The sequence below is a fragment of the Sinorhizobium sp. NFACC03 genome (genome assembly GCF_900103435.1).
Classification (GTDB): domain Bacteria; phylum Pseudomonadota; class Alphaproteobacteria; order Rhizobiales; family Rhizobiaceae; genus Ensifer.
Genome location: NZ_FMXF01000027.1, coordinates 63,918 through 86,522, shown reverse-complemented (window position 1 = coordinate 86,522; position 22,605 = coordinate 63,918). Strand labels below are relative to the sequence as shown.

The window sequence follows — 22,605 nt, the reverse complement described above, 5'->3', positions numbered from 1 at the left end:
GTAAAGACCGTAACCCGTGGGACCGGCCTCGTAGCAAAAGTGGAGCTTGGCTCCACGCTTGGAAAGCTTATTGATCATCGATGCCACTGACGCCGGCTCCGAGGAGATGTCGCCGAAAAACCGCACCTCGCCGTTGCGCTCTCCATCGGCAATGGCCACTGAAATCTTCAACTTCGACGTATCCAAGCCGATGAAAATTACGCTATTTTCTTTCATGGTTCGCTCTCGCTTAAGCGTGGGGCTCGGCTCCGGCCTATCCAGAGCAACCCCCGACTTCAGCTTACTGCGGGGGCGGGCCACCTTCACCCCGCGAACATACGGTCTATTTCAACGGCGAACCGGGCCCTGGAGCGATTGATAGCGGCAAGGGCCCAAAACCCGCCTCGCCCGAAGTGGTGCGAGCGGTGGGCAATAGCGCTTGGCTCCCCCTTCCCGCTGTGCAACAGCTGGGGCAGAGGCGACGACGATTCGTCGTGACGCCAGCTGGAATGAAATGCAGGAATGAAGCCATGACATGAAGGCGCTGCGGGACTGATCCCGATTGCCGCCGGAGCTGCGGCCGGCCCGTTGCTCAAATCGCAACACTTCGTTGCTTGCCGGCCGGCTAGCCGCTATTTGCCCTCACCCCCTATTGTGAACGCTGGGCAAAGAACAACAACTGGCTCCCAACCAGAGGAGAACATCATGACCGGAAAAACCGGAGCCGCCTCGGGCGCGCTCTATCTGCACGTCCTTGTGCTGGCGATCGTCATCGTCTCCGAGCTGATCGGCATTCAACGCCTTCCGATCGGCATCGGCACTGTCATCTTCCTGCCGATCCTCTACGCCTTTGCGCTCGGCATCCTCGTCAATCCCGCCATTTTCAAGGCCAGCGCCAGATTCCTGTCGCGCGATGCGGTCAAGCTTTCCGGCGCGATGATCACCGTCGCCATCATGCCGTTCATCGCCAAGTTCGGAACGACCGTCGGTCCGCAGATCTCCAAGATCATCGAGGCCGGCCCGGCGCTGGTGCTCCAGGAGCTCGGCAATCTCGGCACGATTCTCGTCGCCTTCCCGGTCGCGGTATTCCTGCTCAAGATGGGCCGCGAGGCCGTCGGCGCCACCTATTCGATCGACCGTGAACCGAACCTCGCGCTGATCGCCGACAAGTACGGCCTGAATTCGCCGGAAGGTGCGGGCGCCATGGGCGTCTATGCCACCGGTACGCTGATCGGCACCTTCGTCTTTGCCATCATGCCGCCGATCGTCCAAGGCCTTGGCATCTTCGACGTGCGCGCACTCGCCATGTCCTGCGGCGTCGGCTCCGGCTCGATGCTGGCGGCCTGCACCGGCGGCCTCGTCGCTGCCGTGCCCGACCAGAAGGACATCATCCTCGCGCTTGCCGCCGCCAGCAACATCCTGACCTATGCCACCGGGCTCTATGTCGGCATGTTCGTCGCGCTGCCCTTGACCGAGTGGCTCTACAACAAGGCTCGGCCGTCCGAGCGTCGCGCTCAAGCCTGATCGGGAGAGATATCATGGCCAACCAGACCAACACCTCCGCCAACTACGCCAACGATCTCCCGCTTAACGCCGAAGACGAGCGCAAGATCGATGTCGTCGGCCATGCCGGCCTGCTTCTGATCGCCTGCGCCATCGGGCTTATCGCCAATTGGGTCGGCACCGGCACCTCGCCGCTGACGGCGCTCCCGGGCATGGCAACGCTCTACGTCGCCTGCATCGTCGGCCTGGCGCTCGCCCGCTTTGTGCCCTTCTACCTGCCTGGTGTCGCCTGGGTGTCGCTGATCGCGATCCTCATCACCATCCCCGGCGTCCCGGGTGCGGCCTGGGTCAGCGAAAAGGTCGAACACCTGAACTTTCTCGCGCTGGCAACGCCGGCGCTTGCCTATGGCGGCCTTGCGCTGACCGCGAGCGAATTCGCGATCGCCCGCCGCTCGGGCTGGAAGATCGTCATCGTCGCGATCTGCGTGATGGTCGGAACTTACATGGGCTCGGTCGTCGTCGCCGATCTGTTCCTGCGCCTCGGGCAATAGCCTGACACAAGGATTGGCCGGCCCACGCAGGCCGGCCGACCATCCCTCCATTCACAGGATGCAAGCCATGAAACGCCACGACATCAGCCCCGAACGCATCGAGGAAACGATCCGCTGGCGTCATCACCTGCATGCCTATCCCGAGCTTGCCTTCGAAGAGCGGCAGACTGCGGCCTTCATCGCTGGCCGGCTGGCCGAATGGGGCATCACGGTGAAGAACGGCTATGGCGGCACCGGCCTTGTCGGCACGTTGTCTCGCGGCACGTCGAGCCGCAGCATCGCCATCCGCGCCGACATGGACGCGCTGCCGATCATAGAGACGAGCGGCGTTGCCTATGCCTCGAAAACGCAAGGAAAGATGCATGCCTGTGGCCATGACGGCCATGTCGCCATGCTGCTTGCCGCCGCGAGGCAGGCGAGCGAAATGGACTTCGCCGGCACGGTTCACTTCATCTTCCAGCCGGCCGAAGAAGCCGAGGGCGGCGCGCGGGTCATGGTCGCCGACGGGCTCTTCCGCGACTTTCCGGCCGATGCCGTCTATGCGCTGCACAATTGGCCGGCATTGGACGTCGGCTCGGTGGTCGCCCGCGACGATGCGATGATGGCCGCCTTCGGCGTCTTCGAAATCACCGTCACCGGCCGCGGCGCCCATGGAGCCATGCCGCACGAGGGCGCCGATCCGCTGGTCGCCGCCGCCCAGATCGTCACGGCACTGCAGACGATCGCCAGCCGCAACATCTCGCCGCTCGACGCTGCCGTTGTCTCGGTGACGCAGATCCATGGCGGCGACGCATGGAACGTCATCCCGGAGAAAGCAGTGATCCGGGGTACGACGCGCTGGTTCGACAAATCGGTCGGCGACACGCTAGAAAACCGCATGCGCGCGCTCGTCACGGCGCTTGCCGAAGGCCTCGGCTGCAAGGCGGAGCTCGACTATCAGCGGCGTTATCCGGCGACGATCAACGACCCGGCTGCCGCCGCCCTTGTGCGCGCCGTTGCCGCTGAGGACCCTGCGTTGAAAGTCATCGACGCGCCGCCGAGCATGGCGGCTGAAGATTTTGCCTTCATGCTCGACGAGCGCCCGGGCTGCTATCTCTGGCTCGGTGCCCGGCGCAAGGGCGCCAATCCCGGGCTGCACTCGCCGCACTACGATTTCAACGACGCGATCATCGGCCAGGGCGTAAACCTCTGGACACGCCTGATCGCGACATCGCTTGGTCGTTGACCCCAAAGGGATTCCATCGCATCCATGACCGCCATGGACGTACTCGACGCGAAAGCGCTCAGGATCTTTATGGCGGTTGCGCGCATCGGCTCGATCCGGGGTGCTGCGGAGCATATGGGGCTGGCACCATCGGTCGTCAGCCGGCAGATCGCCGACACCGAGCGCGACATCGGCCTTTCGCTGTTCGAGCGCACCCCCCGCGGCACGGTCCTGACCGATGCCGGCGAACTGGTTCTCGAACATGGCAAGCGGGTGCTCGAGGACAACGGGCTGCTCGCCGAGCAACTCGACCAGATCCGCGGCGTGCAGCAGACCCGCATCCGCATTCGCTGCGGCGAGGGCTTCATGGCCGATCTGGTGGAAAACGGGCTTTCCTCGTTCTCCAGGGCGCACTCCTACGTGCGCTACATCGTCGAGCTCGGCAGTACCGAAGACGTCGTCGACGCCATTGCCAACAGCGACGCCGATATCGGCATCGCCTACACCCCCTTCACCGACCCGCGCATCCGCGCGCTAGCGATCGCCCGCCAACCGCTCTGCGTCATCGTGCCGACCGGTCATCCGCTGTCGAAGCGCACAGAACTGAAACTCGCCGATTGCCTGACCTCGCCTTGCGCTCTGCTCGGCAAGGGCAACGGCGTGACGCAACTGGTGGCACGGGTGGCGGCCGACGCCGGGCTGGCGCTGGCGCCGCTGCTCGAAACCCATTCGATCGAGGTGCTCCGCCGCTTCGTTGCCGCCGGCCTCGGCGTCACCTTCCTGCCACGTACGGCCGTCGCCGGTGAAATTGCGCGTGGCGCCATGCAGGCCATTGATCTTGGCGATCCGCTCCTGCGCGAGGCAAGCGCTCATCTCATGGTGCGCGCCCATCGCCGCCTGCCGCTCTCGGTCGAAAAGCTCGGCCAGCACCTGGCAACCGAAATGCAGTCGTTTCGGGCCTAGGCAGCCAGTTCCAATCGCGCACCTGTTCTCGGTGAAACGGTGACACGCGCGTTCGCCTGGCGCCGCCGCGTGCATCATCCAGACGTTGCCATGCCAGCAACGCATTGTACCGGGCGCGCCGTCTACCCGCTCACGTACCTGCATGCCACCTTCGCCGGATCATACAGATCATACGAGGGTAGAGCGGATCATGACGGCGAAACGGACAACAGTTGGCGTGGTGGGATTGGGCGCCATGGGGCTCGGCATGGCGACGACGCTCGCCGGAAAGGGATTTTCGGTCAAGGGCTTCGACCTTTCGGACGTGCGGCGCACGCTTGCGGCCGAAGGTGGCGTTTCTCCCGTCGCCTCGCTCGCCGACGTCTTCTTCGATACCGATTTCATCGTCTTCTCGCTGCCGACAGCCAAGGATGTCGCCGCCGTCGTCGAGGCCAATCTCGAGGCGCTGAAATCGGCCGGTCGTCGCGTCGTGATCATCGACACCTCGACATCCGAGCCGGATGTCTCGCGCGATCTGGCCGCCGCCTTGGCCGGCCTCGGCCACGGCTTCATCGACGCGCCCGTCTCCGGCGGCCCGGCGGGTGCGGCCAGGGGCAAGCTGACGATGATGATCGGCGGCAGCGATGCGGACGTCGCCCTTGCCGGCCCCGTCATCGAGGCGATGTCGGCGAAGGCGCTGCATGTGGGTGAAAGCGGCGCCGGCAACGTCGCGAAACTCGTCAACAACCTGCTTGCCGCCGCCCATATGGTAACGACCGGCGAAGGCCTGAAGCTGGCGCTTGCGGCCGGGCTTGACGCGGAAGAGGCGCTGAAGGTGCTGAACGCCGCCTCCGGCAAGTCGATGATCAGCGAGGTGCATTTCCCGACCTGGGTGATGAACGGCCGCTTCGACAGCGGCTTCACCATGGGGCTGATGCGCAAGGACGTGCGGCTTGCGAGCGAACTTGCAGCGCGCACCGGCGCCGAGCTGCCGCTTTCGAGTGCTGTCGCAAAGCTCTGGGCCGAGAGCCCGCTCGACAATGCCGATGACTTCACCCGCATGGGCGCCTTCCGCCACGCCAACGACAACTGATACCCAAGGGAACGACGATGAACGACATGACCATGCCCGCCAAGGCCGAGCGCATCCGCGCTCTCTTTCACGGTTTCCTTCCTGGCACGGAAATCGGCAGCTATGTGGATGGCGCGCTTGTGCCCGGCTCCGGCGATGAGCAGAAGCTGACGGATCCGGCGACCGGCGAAGTCTTCGCCACCTTTAGGGATGCCGGCAAGGACGTCGTCGACGCGGCGATGCAGGCTGCGGTGCGCGCCCAGCGCGAATGGATCGCGATGACCGCCTCGGCCCGTGGCCGGGTGATGAACGAGATCGCCCGCAAGATCCGCGAGCGCGCGGGCGAGATAGCCGAGCTCGAAAGCCGCTCGGCCGGCCGGCCGATCCGCGACATCCGCGGCGAGGCAGTCCGGGTCGCCGAGATGTTCGAATATTATGCCGGCTGGTGCGACAAGCTGCATGGCGAGGTCATTCCGGTTCCGACCTCGCACTTGAACTATACCCGCAACGAGCCGGTCGGCATCGTCGCGCAGATCACCCCCTGGAACGCGCCGCTCTTTACCGGCGGCTGGCAGATCGCACCCGCCATCTGCGCCGGTAACGGCGTCGTCATCAAGCCTTCGGAACTGACGCCGCTCAGCACGCTGGTGCTGGGCGCGCTCTGCGAAGCCGGCGGCGCGCCGCGCGGCCTCGTCAATGTCATTGCCGGCCAGGGCGTGACGGCCGGCCAGGCGATGGTCGCCCATCCGAAGACAGCACTCGTCGTCTTCGTCGGCTCGGCGCTGGCCGGTTCAGCCATTGCGGCGGCCGCGGCAAGGAACGTCGTGCCCTGCATCCTCGAACTCGGCGGCAAGTCCGGCAACATCGTCTTTGCCGATGCCGATATCGACCGTGCCATCGTCGGCGCGCAGTCGGCAATCTTCTCCGGCGCCGGCCAGAGCTGCGTTGCCGGCTCGCGGCTGCTCGTCCACCGCTCGGTGCACCAGCAATTCGTCGAGCGTTATGCCGCGGCCGCCGCGCGCATCCCGGTCGGCGATCCCTACCTGGATACAACACAGATCGGCCCGATCAACAATCAACGCCAGTGGGCAAAGATCGAGGAGATGGTGCGCCGGGGTGTGGCCGAGGGTGCCACGCTTGCGACCGGTGGGATGAAGCCAGCAGCACTTCAATCCTCTGGCGGTTTCTATTTCGCCCCGACCATTCTCGACAACGTCAAGCCGGACATGACGATCGCCCGTGAGGAGGTCTTCGGCCCCGTCGTCGGTGTCACCGTCTTCGACGATGAAGAAGAGGCAATCACGCTCGCCAACGACAATCCCTACGGCCTCGCCGGTGCCGTGTGGACCCGCGACGTCGGGCGCGCCCATCGCGTCGCCTCCAAGGTGCGTGCAGGTACGTTCTGGATCAACGGCTACAAGACGATCAGCGTCATGTCGCCCTTCGGCGGCTTTGGCCGCTCCGGTTACGGCCGTTCTTCCGGGCGCGATGCGCTGATGGCCTATACGCAAACGAAAAGCGTCTGGGTCGAGACCGCGGAACATCCGGCCGTGGCCTTCGGCTATTCGCCGGAAGCTTGATCGATACGCACCTGAAACGGGAAAGGGCCGGCATTTGTCGGCCCTTTCCCGTTTATTTTCCCGACTCTCGATCAGGCCGCGCGGCTCCAGCTGTCGCGTGCGCCCTGCGCTTCGAGCTTGAACTTCGCCAGCATCGTGCGGAGCTGGCGACTTTCTTCGGCGAGCGTGCCGCTCGCAGCCGTCGTCTCTTCCACCATCGCCGCGTTCTGCTGGGTCATCTGGTCCATGTGGTTGACCGAGGTGTTGATCTCCTGCAGCGCGGTTGCCTGTTCGCGGGCGGCGGTGGCGATCGTATTGACGTGGCCGCTGACATTGTTGACCAGCGTCTCGATCTCCAGCAGAGCCTCACCGGTGGAGCGCACCAGCGCCACGCCGTTTTCGACTTCCGACGCCGAGCTGTGGATCAACGTCTTGATCTCCTTGGCGGCATTTGCTGAACGCTGGGCGAGTTCGCGCACTTCCTGGGCGACGACGGCGAAACCACGACCGGCCTCCCCCGCACGCGCCGCTTCGACGCCGGCGTTCAGCGCCAGAAGGTTGGTCTGGAAGGCGATCTCGTCGATCACCGAGATGATCTGGTTGATGCGGTTGGACGAATCCTCGATCCGACCCATCGCGTCGACCGCGCTGCGCACGATCGCGCCGGATCGGCCGGCACTGTCCTTGGTGGCGCGCACCATTTCATGCGCCTCATTCGCCCGCTCGGAAGCTGTGCGCACGGTCGAAGTGATCTCGTCGAGAGCGGCGGCGGTCTCTTCGAGCGCTGCGGCCTGCTGTTCGGTGCGCTTCGACAGGTCGTTGGCAGCCGAACTCAGCTCGGCAGAGTTGTCGTTGATGGTGCTTGCCGCTGTGCGCACGTTCTGCATCGTCGAGCGCAGCGTCACCATCGTCTGGTTGACGTTCTTCTGCAACTCCGCGAACGCGCCATGGAATTCGCCGCGCATGTTCTGCGTCAGGTCGGCGTCGGCGAGCGCCGCGATGACCCGGCGGACTTCGTTGACCGTCTGGTCGACGCTCGACACAAGCTCGTTGACGCTCGACGCGAAGCGGTTGAGGTCCTCGTTCTCATAGTCCTTGGTGATGCGGCCGGTGAAATCACCGGCAACGGCCGAGGCGACCACGACGCTGATGTTCGACTGCAGGTCGCTGCTGCGGGCATGCAGTGCGGCTTCCTGGGCCTTCATCGCGCGCATGGCGATGCCGTTCTTGCGGAAGACTTCGACGGCGCGGGCCATCTCGCCGATTTCGTCCTGGCGGGAGACGTCCGTGCTGTTGCCGTCGAGCTTGCCATCGGCGAGTTCGCTCATGGTCGAGGTGAGATCGCGCACCGGCATGACGATACCGCGACGGGCAACGACGAGGCTGACGCCGACGCCGAAAAGGACGCAGGCCGCAGCGGCGGCCGCGAGAACGGTCATAGCGACGGAAGACGAATTGAGCGCTTCGGCGCGCGCATCAGCGAGCGCATCGCCGGAATAGGTGCTGTAGGACTTTACCGTCGTCGTCACCGTCTTCTGTGCTTCGAGCGCCTTGTCGAGCGCAGCCTTGACGGCGGCAGTATCCGCGCCCTTGCCGGCAGCAACGGCGACCATTGCCCGGATTTCGTCGAAGTAGCTGTTGAGGGTGATGCGGATGTCGTTCAGCAGCTTGTCTTCGGCATCATCGGCAACCGCCTCGATCTTCGTCAGACGGCCGAGCATTTCCCCGGCGCGCTTCTCGGTTTCCTGGCCGAAATCGGCGGCTTTCTCGGGCGCTGCGGCGAGCTGGTAGGTCATGCGGCTGATGGCGATGATGTCGACGCGCAGGTCCATCGCCTCGCGCGCTGCCTCTTCGCGCGCGCCGACATCGATGATCGTCGCGCCGAGAGAGGAAAGACCGCGCGCACCGGCAAGCGCGATCAGAATGGAAGATATGCCCATGACCACGACCACAAGGCCGACCTTGGTCAATATCGATAGGTTCTTGAACGTCACTGCCGTGACTCCTGTGATGTCGCGATCGCGTTGTTGGGAGGACATGGTCAGCCATACCGGCGGGAGGAGGACCGGCTGTTTGCTGCGCCTTTAAGGGGAGGAACGAAGGGCGCGCACTGACCAGTAAGTACATAGTAATTTCGAATTTAAATTCGGGTTAAAAAAGCGATCGCAGCTTTTCGCAGTGCAGCAAAAAATGAAGACGGGAGCGAAAACGAAAAACGGGCGGACGATCGCTCGCCCGCCCGCAGACCACCGCAGCAGTCTTGGGAGATCTTGTCTAGAAGCCTACGACCGGCCGTAGCCGCCGCCGGTCGGCGTTACCACGGTAAAGGCTTCACCGGCTTCGAGAACCGTGTGGGCGCAGCCCGACAATTCTTCCGTCCGGCCGTCGTTGCGGCGTACCAGGTTGCGGCCAAGCTCGCCGGGGCTGCCGCCCTTGATGCCGAAAGGCGCGACACGGCGATGGCCGGAGAGGACAGCGAAGTCCAGTTTCTCGCGGGCGCGGATCGTGCGTTTGGTGCCGTTGCCGGCGTTCCATTGGCCCCTGCCGCCGGATCCCACGCGAATGTGGAAGTCTTCGAGCACCACCGGGAAGCGGGTTTCGAGGATTTCCGGATCGGTCAGCCGCGAATTGGTCATGTGGGTGTGGACCGCATCGGCACCATTATAGCCGGGACCGGCCGGCGCACCGGAGCAGATCGTCTCGTAATACTGGTAGTTCTGGTTGCCGAAGGTCAGGTTGTTCATCGTGCCTTGCGCGCCGGCCTGGCTCTGGACCGCGCCGAACAGGCAGTTGGTCACCGCCTGGCTGACTTCGACATTGCCGGCAACAACTGCTGCCGGATAGCGCGGCGTCAGCATCGTGCCCTCGGGAATGACGATGTGGATCGGGCGCAGGCACCCGGCGTTCATCGGGATCTCCGCCTCGACCAGCACGCGGAAGACATAGAGCACCGCTGCGCGGGTCACCGGCGCCGGGGCGTTGAAGTTGTCGCCGCGCTGCTCAGACGTGCCGGTGAAATCGACGGTCGCTTCGCGCTTGTCGCGGTCGACGGTGATCTTGACGACGATCTTGCAGCCCTGGTCCATCTCGTAGGAGAATTCGCCATCCGGCAACTGGTCGAGCACACGGCGCACGCTCTCGGCGGCATTGTCCTGGACGTGGCCCATATAGGCCTCGACCACGTCCTCGCCGAACTGGGCGATCATCTTCCTGAGTTCGGCGACGCCCTTTTCGTTGGCTGCAACTTGAGCCTTCAGGTCGTTGACGTTCTGCAGGATGTTGCGCACCGGATAACGGGCGCCGTTCAGAAGCGCTTCGAGTTCCGCCTCGCGGAACCGGCCGGCATCGATGAGCTTGAAGTTGTCGATGTAGACGCCTTCCTCCTCGATATTGGTGGCCAACGGCGACATCGAGCCCGGCGAAATGCCGCCGATATCGGCATGGTGGCCGCGGCTGGCGACCCAGAAACGGATCTCCTTGCCGGCATCGTCGAAGACCGGCGTGCAAACGGTAAGGTCGGGCAGGTGCGTGCCGCCGTTATAGGGCGCGTTGATCAGGAACACGTCGCCCGGCTTTATCACCAGATTCTCGCGGATCGCGGTCGCGACCGAGGCATCCATGGAGCCGAGATGCACCGGCATATGCGGTGCGTTGGCAACGAGATTGCCGCGGTTGTCGAAGACGGCACAGGAGAAATCGAGCCGCTCCTTGATGTTCACCGAATAGGCGGTGTTCTGCAGCGTCACGCCCATCTGCTCGGCGATCGACATGAACAGGTTGTTGAAGATCTCCAGCATGACCGGATCGGCATGGGTGCCGATCGCGCTCTGCTGCTGCAACGCCTTCACGCGGCGAAGCACGATGTGGTCCTTGGCCGTCAGTTCCGCCTGCCAGCCATCCTCGACGACGATGGTCTGGTTCGGTTCGATGATGATCGCCGGACCGTCGAGCCGCTGGCCGGGCGCGATTTCTGCGCGCAGCAGGACGGGCGCGTCGTGGAACTGGCCCTGCGAATAGAAGCGCGTGCGCCGCACGATGTCAGGCGTTCCCGCCGTGACCGAGCCGCCTTCGCGCTCCATCTGGGCGGCACCGCCGCCGACCGTTTCGACCTCGACGGCATCGATGACCAGCGCCTTGTTGTCGGCGACGAAGCCGAAGCGGCGCTTGTGCAGCTCTTCGAACTTTGCGCGCAGGCGGGCGATGTCGTCATCATCCGGGAAGGTCGCGTCGACCGCGAGCACCGTATCGGTGCCGGCATATCGGATATGGGCGCGCAGATGCGTGCGGATCTCGTTGCGGGCGATACCCTGCGCGTCGAGTTCGGCAAGGCATTCGACCTCAAGCTCGGCGCCAAGGGTGCTGAGCGCTGCCGGCGCCTTGTCGTCAAGCGCCACGCCGAGCGCCTTCTGGCGGGTGGCACGGATGTCCGCGAGCCCCATGCCATAGGCCGAGAGCAGGCCGGACATCGGATGCACGAGAATGCTCTTCATGCCGAGCTGATCGGCAACGAGGCACGCATGCTGGCCGCCGGCGCCGCCAAAGCAGCTCAGCGCATAACGCGTGACGTCATAGCCGCGCTGCACGGAAATCTTCTTGATCGCCTCGACCATGTTGGCAACCGCGATGCGGATGAAGCCGTCAGCGACGTCCTCCGGGCTGCGGCCGTCGCCGATCTCGGCGGCCATCGCCGCGAAGCGGTCGCGCACGGCCTCGACATCGAGGCGTTCGTCCTGGTTTGGACCGAAGAGCGCCGGGAAGAATTCCGGCAGCAGCTTGCCGAGCATGACGTTTGCGTCGGTGACCGCGAGCGGACCGCCGTTGCGGTAGCAGGCAGGGCCGGGATTGGCGCCAGCGGAATCGGGACCGACGCGGAAACGCTCGCCGTCGAAATGCAGGATCGAGCCGCCGCCGGCAGCGACGGTGTGGATCAGCATCATCGGCGCACGCACGCGCACGCCGGCCACTTCGGTCTCAAACGCGCGTTCATATTCGCCGTCGAAATGGGCAACGTCGGTCGAGGTTCCGCCCATGTCAAAGCCGATGACGCGGTCGAAACCTGCGGCTTCACCGGTCTTGGCAAGACCGACGACACCGCCGGCCGGACCGGAGAGGATCGCGTCCTTGCCCTGGAACATCTCGGCCGCGGTGAGGCCGCCCGAAGACATCATGAACATGACGCGCGCGCCGGTGCGGGCGATATCGAGTTCGCCCGAGACCTGGGCGACGTAGCGGCGGAGAACCGGTGACAGATAGGCGTCGATGACGGTGGTGTCGCCGCGCCCGACATATTTGATCAGCGGCGAGACTTCGTGGCTGACCGAGACCTGCTCGAAGCCGAGTTCGCGGGCAATTCGGGCAACGACCGCCTCATGCTCGGGATATTTGTAGGCGTGCATGAAGACGATGGCGACGGCCTTGTAGCCCTTGCCCTTCAGGTCTTCGAGTGCCGCGCGCGCCTTCGCCTCATCGAGCGGCGTTTCGACTGTTCCGTCGGCCAGCACGCGCTCGTCGAGCTCGACGATGTCCTGATAGAGCGCTTCCGGCTTGATGATCTCGGTTGCGAAGATCTTCTTGCGCTCCTGGTAGCCGATCTTCAGCGCGTCGCGGAAACCCTTGGTGGTCACGAGCGCCAGCGGCTCGCCCTTGCGTTCGAGCAGTGCATTGGTGGCAACGGTCGTGCCCATGCGCACTTCGCCGATGAGACCGGTCGGGATCGCGGCACCGGTCGCAAGGCCGAGATGCAGGCGAATGCCCTGCACTGCGGCGTCGCGATAGGCATCCGGATTTTCCGAAAGCACCTTGCGCGCATGCAGGTTCCCTTGCGGATCGCGGCCGATGACATCGGTGAAGGTGCCGCCGCGGTCGACCCAGAAGTCCCAACTGCCGGTTTCGCGTGCGCTCATTGTCCATCCCTCTCGTTCGCGAGCCGCATGACTGTGCAAGCCCGGAAATTCATCAAAGCAGTTCGTTGACAAAATGTCGATAAAATGATGACATAAAATCGTCAAGATGAGGAAGAGCTGAATGACGAAGAAGCCTGAGGATAGCTTCGAAGGTCGGGAATGGGCCGAAAACGCCCTGCCCGAACATCTAAAGCCGGTCGCGGCCATCGGCCCGATCGTTTCCTCCGCGCACTTGGCGGAAGGCGGTTCCCCTGGTCTTTCGGAAGTGGAATACGGCCTGATCCTCGCGTCGCACGCCTTTCATCGCTGGATGATGCGCTGCATGGCGGCCGCCGGCGTGCCGGGCCTTTCCCCGATCGAAATCCTGATCCTGCACACGATCCGCCATCGCGACCGCGGCAAGAAGCTCGCCGACATCTGTTTGGTGCTGGATATCGAAGACACTCATGTCGCGACCTATGCCATCCGCAAGCTCGAGGCCGCAGGCCTGGTGACGACAGGCAAGGAAGGCAAGGAAAAGACCATCCTCATCACCGACAAGGGGTCGGACGCCTGCACGCGCTACGCCCAGATCCGTGAACGCCTGCTGGTCTCGTCGACCGCGAAAGCCCGCCCCTCGGAAGAGACCCTCTCCGAAATCGCCGCCGTCCTGCGTTTCATGTCGGGCGCCTATGAACAGTCCGCGCGCGCCGCGACCACATTGTAACGAGGAAGACCGCGTGACCGTCGAAAAGCCTGCGCCGCTGCTCGCCGTCGAGAAGCTTTCCGTTGCCTTCAACGGCAACCCCGTCGTCGAAGATCTGAGCTTCACGGTAACACCCGGGCGGACGCTCGCGATCGTCGGCGAATCCGGCTCCGGCAAATCCGTGACGTCGCTTTCGATCATGCGGCTATCCGACATGATGGGTGGCCAGTTCCCCTCAGGCCGCATTCTATTTCGCGGCAAGGATGGCGAGGTCGACCTGACGAGCGCGCCGCAGAAGACCATGCGCGCCATCCGCGGCAAGGAGATCGCCATGATCTTCCAGGAGCCGATGACCTCGCTGAACCCGGTCTTCACCATCGGCGACCAGGTCGCCGAAGTGCTGATGCTGCACGAGAAGATGACGAAGGCCGAGGCGCTAGTCGAGACGCGCCGCCTGCTCGACATGGTCCGCCTTCCCGATAGCGGCGAACTGATCGGCCGCTATCCGCACCAACTTTCCGGCGGCATGCGCCAGCGCGTCATGATCGCCATGGCGCTTGCCTGCCGGCCGAAACTCCTGATCGCCGACGAGCCGACCACCGCACTCGACGTCACCATCCAGGCGCAGATCCTGACAATCATCCGGGACCTGCAGAAGGAGCTCGGCATGGCGGTGATCTTCATCACCCATGATATGGGCGTCGTCGCCGAGATGGCCGACGACGTCGTTGTCATGTGGAAGGGCCGCAAGGTCGAGGAAGGCCCGGTCGACGAGATCTTCTCAGCCCCCAAGCACCCCTATACCCAGACGCTGCTTTCCGCCGTGCCGAAGCTCGGCAGCATGGTGGGCGAAAAATTCCCGAAGCGCCTGCCGCTGACCATGATGGTCGACGGCGAGCCGAAGCGCGTCGGCGACGTCCATATCCAGCGCACCGCTCGCTATGAGGCCGCACCGATCCTGTCCGTGCGCGATCTCGTTACCCGCTTCGACGTGCGCAAGAACCTGTTCGGCAAGGCGACGCACCGCGTGCATGCGATCGAAAACGTCAGCTTCGATATCTTCCCAGGCGAAACGCTGGCGCTCGTCGGCGAAAGCGGCTCGGGCAAGTCGACGATCGGCCGCACGATCCAGCAGCTGCAGAACGCAACATCGGGCGAGATCCTCTTCGGCGGCCGGCCCGTCTCGGCGATGAGCTATGCCGAGCGGCAGCGGCTGAAGCAGGAAATCCAGTATATCTTCCAGGATCCTTTCGCCTCGCTCGACCCACGCAAGACCGTCGGCTTCTCGATCGCCGAGCCGATCCGCACCCATGGTCTGATCCTCGGCGAAAAGGAAATCGAAAAGCGCGTGCACGAACTCCTGGAGCGCGTCGGCCTGACGACGGCGCATGCCAGGCGCTACCCGCACGAATTCTCCGGCGGCCAGCGCCAGCGCGTCTGCATCGCCCGTGCGCTCGCCTCGCGCCCCAAGCTGATCATTGCCGACGAGGCGCTGTCCGCCCTCGACGTCTCCATCCAGGCGCAGATCATCAACCTCTTCATGGAACTGCAGGAGCAGGAAGGCCTCGCCTATCTCTTCATCAGCCATGACATGGCCGTGGTCGAACGCATGAGCCACCGGGTCGCAGTGCTCTATCTCGGCCAGATCATGGAGTTCGGTAGCCGCCAGCAGGTCTTCGAAACGCCGTCCCATCCCTATACCCGCCGGCTGCTTTCCGCCGTACCGGTCGCCGAACCCGGCAAGGGCCGTGAGCGCGCCATGCTGGAAGGCGAGATTCCAAGCCCGATCCGTCGCGTAGGCCAGGAACCTGCGGTCCTGCCACGCAAAGAAATCGCCCCCGGCCACTTTGTGGCCAAGGGCGCATGAGCCGCTTTCTTTCCTAGAGAAGGCTGTCGAAACAGGAGTGAGTAAATGATCAACAAAAAGGGGATCCACGCCGCTTTCATCGCCCTCGCGATGGCCGGCAGTTTCATGACCGCAGCCCCGGCCCTTGCCGCCGGCACGCTGACCGTGTCGTCGCCGCAGGATCCGGGTAGCTGGGACCCGGTCGACACCTTCCTCGTCAACTGGGCGTCGGTCGCCACCAACATTTATGATGGGCTCACCTATCGCGGTCCGGATCTCAAGCTCGTGCCCGGCCTTGCCACGTCGTGGGAAGAACTCGACGGCGGCAAGCGCCTGCGCTTCACGCTGCGCGAAGGCGTCAAGTTCCACAATGGCGAGCCCTTCAACGCGGAAGCGGTGAAGTTCACTTTCGACCGGCTGCTCGGCGAGGAAGGCTCCAAGGGCCCGCAGAAGTCCAACTATGCCGTGATTGAAAAGGTCGAGATCATCGACGAGAAGACAGTCGACCTGCATCTCAAGACCCCGGATCCGGTGCTGCTCACCAAGCTTGCCGGTTACGGCGCAATGATCGTGCCGCCGAAGTACATCCAGGAGAAGGGCGAGGACTACTTCAACGCCCATCCGGTCGGAACCGGCCCATTCAAGTTCGTCTCCTACGAGCCGAAGGTCGGCATCAAGCTCGAAGCCTTTGCCGATCATTGGGGCGGCGCGCCGAAGCTTTCGAACCTCAACTACCGCTTCATCTCGGAGCCGGCGACCGCCGTTGCCGAACTGCAGGCCGGCCGCGTCGATCTCGTGATCCCGCCGACCATTCCGATCGGCATGATCCCGACCATCCAGGACGACAGCAACCTGGAGATCGTCACCAGCGCCGGCCCGACGGTCTACGCTCTGCGCTTCAACACCCGCGACGGCATCACCAAGGATCCGAAGGTGCGCAAGGCGCTCATCCTCGGCGTCGATCGCGACACCATCATCCAGTCGATCCTCGGCGGCCAGGCGGACCCGATCGCCAGCTTCCAAGGCAAGCTCTCCTTCGGCTTTGACCCGGCGATGAAGCCGCTGCCCTACGATCCCGAACAGGCCAAGGCCCTTCTGAAGGAAGCCGGTGTTGCGCCGGGCGCCTCCGTGCAGATCGACGTTCGCGGCAACGATGCGACCTTCAACGAGGTCGTACAGGCGATTGCCAGCTACCTGCAGCTGATCGGCATCAACGCGACGATCAAGCCCTATGAAACCAACGTTCTGCTGAACGACATCATCCCGGCCGGCAAGACCGGCGCGATGTTCCAGCAGTCCTGGGGTGGCTGGACACTCGACTACGACAACACCGCCTACTCCATGTACCACTCCGGCGAAAAGTGGAATCCCTACGACCAGGATGCGGAACTCGACAAGCTGCTCGAATCCCAGCGTTCGATCACCGATCGGGCCAAGCGCGAGGAGATCCTCAAGCAGATCGCCAACTACGCCGCCGACCGGTCGCTCGAGATGCCGCTTTACAATCTCAATGCCATCTTCGGCGTGAGCAAGCGCGTCAAGAACTTCACCCCGGTGCCGGACAGCCGCCTGCGGCTCACGGACGTGACGGTCGAGTAAACAATTCGGTCCGCCGCCGCGCGTGAGGCGGCGGACCATTTTCTTTAAAGGGCGGGTCACTTGGCCGGATTTCTGATCAAACGTTTTCTGCAGGCGGTCTTCGTCGTGTTCGTCGTGACACTGACCGTTTCCTATGCCATCCGGTTCACCGGCGACCCGGCCCTGATGCTGGCGCAGGGCGCCGGCAGCGTGACTGAGGAAGACCTCGTGCGCATCCGCGAGGGGCTCGGCCTCAACCAGCCGTTCCTTTCGCAATATGCCGACTTCATCAAAGGCATGTTCACGCTCGATTTCGGCCGCTCCTTCCTCGGCGGCACCCCGGTTTCGCAGCTGATTGCCTCTGCCCTGCCGGCGACCATGCTGCTCGCTTTCGCCTCGCTGATCGTCTCGATCGCGATTTCCATCCCGCTCGGTATCCGCGCCGCCGTCGCGCGCGGCAAGTGGGCGGATCAGACGATCCGCATCCTATCGCTGATCGGCCTGTCCTTCCCGAACTTCTGGCTGGCGATCATGCTCGTGCTGTTGTTCTCGATCGTTCTGAAATGGCTGCCACCGAGCGGCATGGACGGCTTTGCGAGCTTCATCATGCCGGCGCTGACCATGGGCATCATCCTGACGGCGACGAATGTGCGGCTGGTGCGCACCGCGATGCTGGAAACCCTGCAGTCGCAATACATCATGGTTGCCCGCGCCAAGGGCCTCAGCGAAACCAAAGTGCTCTACAAGCATGCGCTGCGCAATTGCGCGATCCCGCTGATCACCTATTTCGGCCTGCAGTTCGGCGGCCTGCTCGGCGGCATCGTCGTCGTCGAACTCGTCTTCAACTGGCCGGGCATGGGCACGCTCGCCTTCGATGCGGTCGCCTCGCGCGACTACCCCGTGCTTCAGGCGGTCATCACGGTGCTTTCCCTGATGATCGTGTTCGTCAATCTCCTGGTCGACATCGCCTATGGCCTCGTCGATCCGCGCATCCGGACGGAGTGAGCCGATGACCACCAAGGCTGCAAACACCCGCTTCGCCCGTTTCCGCAACCTCGAATTCATTCTCGGTGCGCTTTTGACCGGCGGCATCTGCCTGGCCGTGCTCTTCTCCGGCGTGCTCTTTCCAGGTGGCGTCGACAAGATCGATCTGATGGCGCGGCTGACGCCGCCCTTCGTCAACTGGGCCCATCCGCTCGGCACCGACCCGCTCGGGCGCGACGTGCTCGCCCGCGTGGTTGCCGGCGGCAAGATCTCGCTGCTCGTCGGCCTGACCTCGGTTGCCGGCGCCGTCGTCGTCGGCGTGGTCATGGGGCTCGTTTCGGGCTATTATCGCGGCTTCTGGGATATGCTCGTCATGCGCTTTGCCGACGTTCAACTCGCGCTCCCCTTCATCCTGCTTGCGATCACTTTCATCGCCATCGTCGGCGGCGGGCTGACCAACACCATCATCCTCCTGATCGTCTCGCAGTGGGTGCAATATGCCCGGCTGGTTCGCGGTTCGGTGCTGTCGCTGCGCGAGCGCGAATTCATCCAGTCGGCCCGCGCCATCGGCGTTCGCGACTACAAGATCCTGTTCCAGCACCTGCTGCCCAACCTGATCGGCCCGGTCATCGTGCTGATGACCTTGAACGTCGCCAACAACATCCTGCTTGAAAGCAGCCTTACCTTCCTCGGCCTCGGCGTCGATCCGCTGATCCCGAGTTGGGGTGGCATGCTCGCCGACGGCCGCACCTACCTGCAGAACGCCTGGTGGGTCAGCGTCTTCCCGGGCCTGGCGATCCTGCTCACCGTCCTCGGCCTCAATCTTCTCGGCGACTGGCTGCGCGACAGCCTCGACCCAACCGGTAGAACTTCACGATGACGACGATTTTCGAAGGCGCCTTCGAGCGCACGCTCGATACCCTTCTCACCACCTACGGCAAGGAAGCGGCCCGCGGCACCAAGCTCGAAGCCTGGCTCTTCGACGATGCCGCAAGCCGCAAGGCGGCGGAACAGAAGCTTGCGAGCTTCGGCGTGAAGGCGACGCTCAGGAGCGCCTACAAGCCGCTGCTGCATTTCTTCCTCGAAGAGGTCGACCGCAATGCGCTCGCCAGCGTCGTCATCGGCTATCCCCAGCATGAGGGCGCTGCGCAGAACCGCTTCCTGCTCGAAGCCTATCCGCTTGCCGCTCTCGTCGGCGATGCCGATATCCGCTTTGAGGCCGGCAGCAAGGCAGCCTTCACCCACGACGTCGCGCTGACTTTCCGCGATGGGCGCCAGCAAAGCCACGCCGTCTTCGCGCCAAACCGTATCCATACCGACTTCGTCGGTGAAACGCTGCTGTCGCCGACCGGGTGGATTCGTCTCGACGAAGGCTGCGACAAATGTCGCGAATGCCATCTCGAAACCGACTATGAGCGGCTCTTTGCCGGCACCATGCAGGCGATTGCCGACCATGCCTGGGGCGATAGCGAGCCCTATTTCGAAGAGCTCAACATCCGCGTGACCCTGCCGATCACCGACTTCCGCCTGCCCGTCGGCGAAGAGGTCGTGAGCCTTCGTGAGGCGCTGCACGAGGACTTCTATTTCTCGCTGCTCGAAGTCTTCCAGAAGAAGTCCGGCCGTCCCCTCGGCGACCGCGGGCTGAAACCCGGCCAGATCATACCGGAGATCGTCTTTGGCGTCGGCAAGCCGACCGTCGTTGTCGAAGTGCGGCCCTTGCAGGCAGGTGATGCCGAGGGCGAAGCCCAGACGCTCGAAACCGCCGAAGCGCCGCTGACGGTGGCGCAGATCCATGCCGAACTGGCCGCGATCGACGGCCAGCCCTTCGAGGCACAGTCGCGCGCCGGCCGATCGGTCAAGGCCCGCTACCACAAGGGGACCGATGCGCCGGTCATGATCAGCGGCGGCCAGCATCCGAACGAGACGACCGGCATCGTCGGGGTGCTTCGCGCCGCCCAGGCGCTTGCCGCCCGCTCAGGCACCCATTTCACCATCTCGCCGCTCGAAAACCCCGACGGCTACGCCGTGCATCAGCGGCTGCGGGTGGACAATCCGCTGCACATGCATCACGCCGCCCGCTACACAGCACTTGGCGATGACCTCGAATACCGCACTGGCGCAGCGCTCAACGAGCGCGAAATCCGCAAGGAAGCCGAGCGGCTGACGGATGCACAGCTGCACGTCAACCTGCATGGTTATCCCTCGCACGAATGGACCCGGCCGCTTTCGGGCTACGTGCCGCGCGGCTTTGCCATGTGGACCCTGCCCAAGGGCTTCTTCCTGATCATGCGCCATCATGCCGATTGGACCGACCGCGCCGAACGGCTGGTCGAGGCAGTCACCGAGCGGCTCGCCAAGGTTCCTGGCCTGCTCGCCTATAACGACGCGCAGATCGTGCTCTACGAGACCCACGCCGGCGAAACCGGCTTCCGGATCATCAACGGCTTTCCCTGCATGATCTCGGTCGACGACCGCCACACGGCGCCGCTGACGCTGATCACCGAATATCCGGACGAGACCATCTATGGCGATGCCTTCATCGCTGGCCACGACGCCCAGAAGGAAACGGTGCTTGCCGCCTACGACGCGTTTCAGCGGATGATGGCCATCGCCTAGTCTAAAGCCTCACAGGGCGACGGTATCCAGTGCCGCCGCCCAAAAGCCGACCCCTTGAGCGTTCCCCGCAAGAGACAAGCCGCCGCTGGCGATTTTGGCCATCCGACGCCCCACCACCGAATACGGTAAAGCCTGACGAGGCTGCATTGCCGTGCCATTGCGTGTCCCGCTAGAACCGGCACACGCCCGCGCACCCATGCGCCGCAACGTTGCTGCAATCCTCGTCCACCAGACGTGAGGCAATCTATCGTATTCGGAGAATTCAATGCGCCTGCTCCTTGTCGAGGGCGAGCTGGAAATGGCGACGGCGCTCAGCGCCGCGCTCGGTCGCTACGACATGATCCTGGATCAACCGCACCAGCACCGTTTCAGGCTCCAGTGAGAAGGACATCAACAGCCACGTCATCAAGGCCGGCATCAACATGCGCTTCTGACGGGGCCGCCGGTTCGCGGCGGCGCCCCCTGCTAAGCCGACGACCTTCGCGAAAGCGGGCCTGCCGTTGCAGGCCCGGCAAACGGCAGGGCGTCAGGCCGAAATCGGATCACTCCGCTGCTTCCCTCGCCAACGGCTCTGATGTCGCCAGCCGGCGCCAGATCGGCGCCATGGCGGCGGCGATCTCACCGTAGATCGCGAAGCGGCGGTCATAGTGCGCGCCGAGCGCGGCGTTGGGCCGGTAGTGGCGCTCGGTTTGGACCATCGCCGCAGCTCCGGCGGAAATGTCCGCAAAGAGACCGATGCCGGCACCCGCCGTGATCGCTGCGCCGAGCGCGCCGGTCTCGCGCGAACGCGCGACCGTCACCGGCACATCAAGCACATCGGCAAAGATCTGCGGCCAGATCAGGCTGCGCGATCCGCCGCCTGAGAGCACCGCCTCGTCGAAACCCGCGCCTGCAGCTCGCATCGTCGCGATGTGCTGCCGATGTCCGAAGGCGACGCCTTCGAGCACGGCACGGACCAGATGGCCCTTGGTGTGCCAGCCGGCGACACCGTAGAAACCCGCCCGCGCGTTGCCATCCTGCTGCGCTCCATAGAGAAACGGGTGGTAGAGCGGATCGTTCGCCGCAGGCGCGACCTCGGCCGCCAATTGGCAGCACAGATCGAAGGGTGAGCGGCCGTCCTTGCCGTCGTGTGGAAACAGTTCCCGTACCAGCCATTCGAGATTGGCGGCAGACGTCGCGCTCGCCTCGATCGCCATGTAGCGATTTCGATCGAAGGTCGAGAACATGAAGATCGGATTGCTCAGGTCCGGCTGATCGATGATGACCTGATTGATGCTCCAGGTACCGGCAATGATCGAGGCCGCTCCGGTCTTTGTCACGCCGGATCCAATCGCCGAGGCGACGACGTCGAAGAGGCCGCCGACAACAGGCGTACCGGCCGCCAGTCCCGTTTGCACGGCTGCTTCTTCACTCACCCTTCCAACGATCGCGTCGCTTTCGGCGAGATCGGGCAACAGATCCATGCAGTCGTGAAGGCCATAGGCCATCATCAGCCCATCGTCATAACGTCGCCCGGCGACGTCGAGCAGCCCCGCTCCACTCATATCGGAGACGTCGCTGACGCGGGCACCGGTCAGGCGATTGACGACGAAGTCCTTGCAAAGAAACACCGTGCCGATCTTGGCGAAGAGGTCCGGGCGAAAGCGTTTCAGCCAGGCAAGCAGCGTCGGCGTCTGCGATGGCCAGGGCCGCTGCCCGGCGATCGGATAGGTGCGCTGGCCGACGCCTTCAGCTTGCCATTCCTCCACGAGGCCGGCCGCGCGGGTATCGAGCGACTGGATGCCGATCAAAGGCGCGCCGCTACGATCCAGCGCATAGAGGCCGTTGCCATGCCCGGCGCAGCCGATCGCCGCGATCTCATCAGCACGGATACCGGCACGCTCGATACAGGCGCGGATCACCACCTTTGCGTGGCTCCAGAGCTCACCGAGCCCTCGCTCGACATGGCCGGGCGTCGGAACCTGGCTATGCCCTTCCTCAGCGGCCATCGCGATCTCGTTGCCCTCTCGGTCAAAAAGCACCGCCTTGATCACGGTGTTCCCGGCGTCGATCCCGAGCAGATACTCTCCCATTCGCGAACCCCTCCCAAGGTTCTAAATCCGTTCGGCCGAGACGTCACCGCTGTCCTCCACGGCGACGCGCTCCACCCTGTCACAAGAGGCGTCGCGCCCTGCGGCGCGATG

The 22,605-nt window shown here is 64.1% G+C and carries 15 protein-coding genes and 1 pseudogene; 12 read left to right on the top strand and 4 right to left on the bottom strand.

Annotation, left to right across the window (positions count from 1 at the left end; all coding sequences use genetic code 11):
• Window positions 1-216: pseudogene (locus BLU35_RS26880) on the bottom strand (IS110 family transposase); the annotation flags it as partial.
• Window positions 217-684: 468 nt separating this feature from the next.
• Between BLU35_RS26880 and BLU35_RS26875 the strand changes: the two are divergent.
• The 6 genes from BLU35_RS26875 (at window position 685) to BLU35_RS26850 (ending at window position 6,831) form a co-directional block, all read left to right on the top strand.
• Window positions 685-1,503, top strand: a complete 819-nt coding sequence (locus BLU35_RS26875; protein WP_093235218.1) for a DUF3100 domain-containing protein — start codon at window positions 685-687, stop codon at window positions 1,501-1,503.
• Window positions 1,504-1,517: 14 nt separating this feature from the next.
• Window positions 1,518-2,033 (top strand): hypothetical protein, encoded by a 516-nt coding sequence (locus BLU35_RS26870; RefSeq protein ID WP_093235217.1) that lies wholly within the window; start codon window positions 1,518-1,520, stop codon window positions 2,031-2,033.
• 67 nt (window positions 2,034-2,100) lie between these two features.
• Window positions 2,101-3,258, top strand: coding sequence for a M20 aminoacylase family protein (locus BLU35_RS26865; RefSeq protein WP_093235216.1), 1,158 nt, complete (start codon window positions 2,101-2,103; stop codon window positions 3,256-3,258).
• A gap of 24 nt (window positions 3,259-3,282) precedes the next feature.
• On the top strand, window positions 3,283-4,200 hold the full coding sequence (locus tag BLU35_RS26860) for a LysR family transcriptional regulator (RefSeq protein ID WP_286161643.1): 918 nt from the start codon (window positions 3,283-3,285) through the stop codon (window positions 4,198-4,200).
• A 190-nt stretch (window positions 4,201-4,390) separates the two neighbouring features.
• Window positions 4,391-5,272, top strand: coding sequence for an NAD(P)-dependent oxidoreductase (locus tag BLU35_RS26855; protein WP_093235215.1), 882 nt, complete (start codon window positions 4,391-4,393; stop codon window positions 5,270-5,272).
• 17 nt (window positions 5,273-5,289) lie between these two features.
• Window positions 5,290-6,831: an aldehyde dehydrogenase family protein gene (locus tag BLU35_RS26850; protein WP_502688178.1), complete on the top strand. Its 1,542-nt coding sequence runs from the start codon at window positions 5,290-5,292 to the stop codon at window positions 6,829-6,831.
• Window positions 6,832-6,902: 71 nt separating this feature from the next.
• On the opposite strand, the gene BLU35_RS26845 is transcribed toward BLU35_RS26850, so the two are convergent.
• The gene (locus BLU35_RS26845; protein ID WP_093235214.1) at window positions 6,903-8,804 is read right to left on the bottom strand and encodes a methyl-accepting chemotaxis protein; all 1,902 of its coding nucleotides are present in this window, start codon (window positions 8,802-8,804) and stop codon (window positions 6,903-6,905) included.
• A gap of 288 nt (window positions 8,805-9,092) precedes the next feature.
• A complete protein-coding gene (locus BLU35_RS26840) occupies window positions 9,093-12,713 on the bottom strand; it encodes a hydantoinase B/oxoprolinase family protein (protein WP_093235213.1) in 3,621 nt (1,206 codons plus the stop codon).
• Between the two features lie 121 nt (window positions 12,714-12,834).
• Between BLU35_RS26840 and BLU35_RS26835 the strand changes: the two genes are divergently transcribed.
• The 6 genes from BLU35_RS26835 (at window position 12,835) to BLU35_RS26810 (ending at window position 20,422) form a co-directional block, all read left to right on the top strand.
• The gene (locus BLU35_RS26835; RefSeq protein ID WP_057251784.1) at window positions 12,835-13,419 is read left to right on the top strand and encodes a winged helix DNA-binding protein; all 585 of its coding nucleotides are present in this window, start codon (window positions 12,835-12,837) and stop codon (window positions 13,417-13,419) included.
• 13 nt (window positions 13,420-13,432) lie between these two features.
• Complete coding sequence (locus BLU35_RS26830; RefSeq protein ID WP_286161642.1) at window positions 13,433-15,265, top strand: ABC transporter ATP-binding protein; 1,833 nt, start codon at window positions 13,433-13,435, stop codon at window positions 15,263-15,265.
• A gap of 90 nt (window positions 15,266-15,355) precedes the next feature.
• Window positions 15,356-16,843, top strand: coding sequence for an ABC transporter substrate-binding protein (locus tag BLU35_RS26825; RefSeq protein ID WP_502688179.1), 1,488 nt, complete (start codon window positions 15,356-15,358; stop codon window positions 16,841-16,843).
• Between the two features lie 60 nt (window positions 16,844-16,903).
• The gene (locus tag BLU35_RS26820; RefSeq protein ID WP_057251787.1) at window positions 16,904-17,827 is read left to right on the top strand and encodes an ABC transporter permease; all 924 of its coding nucleotides are present in this window, start codon (window positions 16,904-16,906) and stop codon (window positions 17,825-17,827) included.
• 4 nt (window positions 17,828-17,831) lie between these two features.
• On the top strand, window positions 17,832-18,686 hold the full coding sequence (locus tag BLU35_RS26815; RefSeq protein WP_065373265.1) for an ABC transporter permease: 855 nt from the start codon (window positions 17,832-17,834) through the stop codon (window positions 18,684-18,686).
• The gene (locus BLU35_RS26810; RefSeq protein ID WP_093235210.1) at window positions 18,683-20,422 is read left to right on the top strand and encodes a M14 family metallopeptidase; all 1,740 of its coding nucleotides are present in this window, start codon (window positions 18,683-18,685) and stop codon (window positions 20,420-20,422) included. Before BLU35_RS26815 ends, BLU35_RS26810 begins: the two co-directional genes overlap by 4 nt.
• Before the next feature lie 542 nt (window positions 20,423-20,964).
• On the opposite strand, the gene BLU35_RS26805 is transcribed toward BLU35_RS26810, so the two are convergent.
• Window positions 20,965-22,494, bottom strand: a complete 1,530-nt coding sequence (locus BLU35_RS26805) for an FGGY-family carbohydrate kinase (RefSeq protein WP_093235209.1) — start codon at window positions 22,492-22,494, stop codon at window positions 20,965-20,967.
• Between the last annotated feature and the right edge of the window lie 111 nt (window positions 22,495-22,605).

Bases quoted from the DNA above. Each gene is read 5' to 3' on its own strand.
- BLU35_RS26875 (WP_093235218.1), top strand. From the start codon at position 685: ATGACCGGAAAAACCGGAGCCGCCTCGGGCGCGCTCTATCTGCACGTC.
- BLU35_RS26870 (WP_093235217.1), top strand. From the start codon at position 1,518: ATGGCCAACCAGACCAACACCTCCGCCAACTACGCCAACGATCTCCCG.
- BLU35_RS26865 (WP_093235216.1), top strand. From the start codon at position 2,101: ATGAAACGCCACGACATCAGCCCCGAACGCATCGAGGAAACGATCCGC.
- BLU35_RS26860 (WP_286161643.1), top strand. From the start codon at position 3,283: ATGACCGCCATGGACGTACTCGACGCGAAAGCGCTCAGGATCTTTATG.
- BLU35_RS26855 (WP_093235215.1), top strand. From the start codon at position 4,391: ATGACGGCGAAACGGACAACAGTTGGCGTGGTGGGATTGGGCGCCATG.
- BLU35_RS26850 (WP_502688178.1), top strand. From the start codon at position 5,290: ATGAACGACATGACCATGCCCGCCAAGGCCGAGCGCATCCGCGCTCTC.
- BLU35_RS26840 (WP_093235213.1), bottom strand. From the start codon at position 12,713: ATGAGCGCACGCGAAACCGGCAGTTGGGACTTCTGGGTCGACCGCGGC.
- BLU35_RS26835 (WP_057251784.1), top strand. From the start codon at position 12,835: ATGACGAAGAAGCCTGAGGATAGCTTCGAAGGTCGGGAATGGGCCGAA.
- BLU35_RS26825 (WP_502688179.1), top strand. From the start codon at position 15,356: ATGGCCGGCAGTTTCATGACCGCAGCCCCGGCCCTTGCCGCCGGCACG.
- BLU35_RS26815 (WP_065373265.1), top strand. From the start codon at position 17,832: ATGACCACCAAGGCTGCAAACACCCGCTTCGCCCGTTTCCGCAACCTC.
- BLU35_RS26810 (WP_093235210.1), top strand. From the start codon at position 18,683: ATGACGACGATTTTCGAAGGCGCCTTCGAGCGCACGCTCGATACCCTT.
- BLU35_RS26805 (WP_093235209.1), bottom strand. From the start codon at position 22,494: ATGGGAGAGTATCTGCTCGGGATCGACGCCGGGAACACCGTGATCAAG.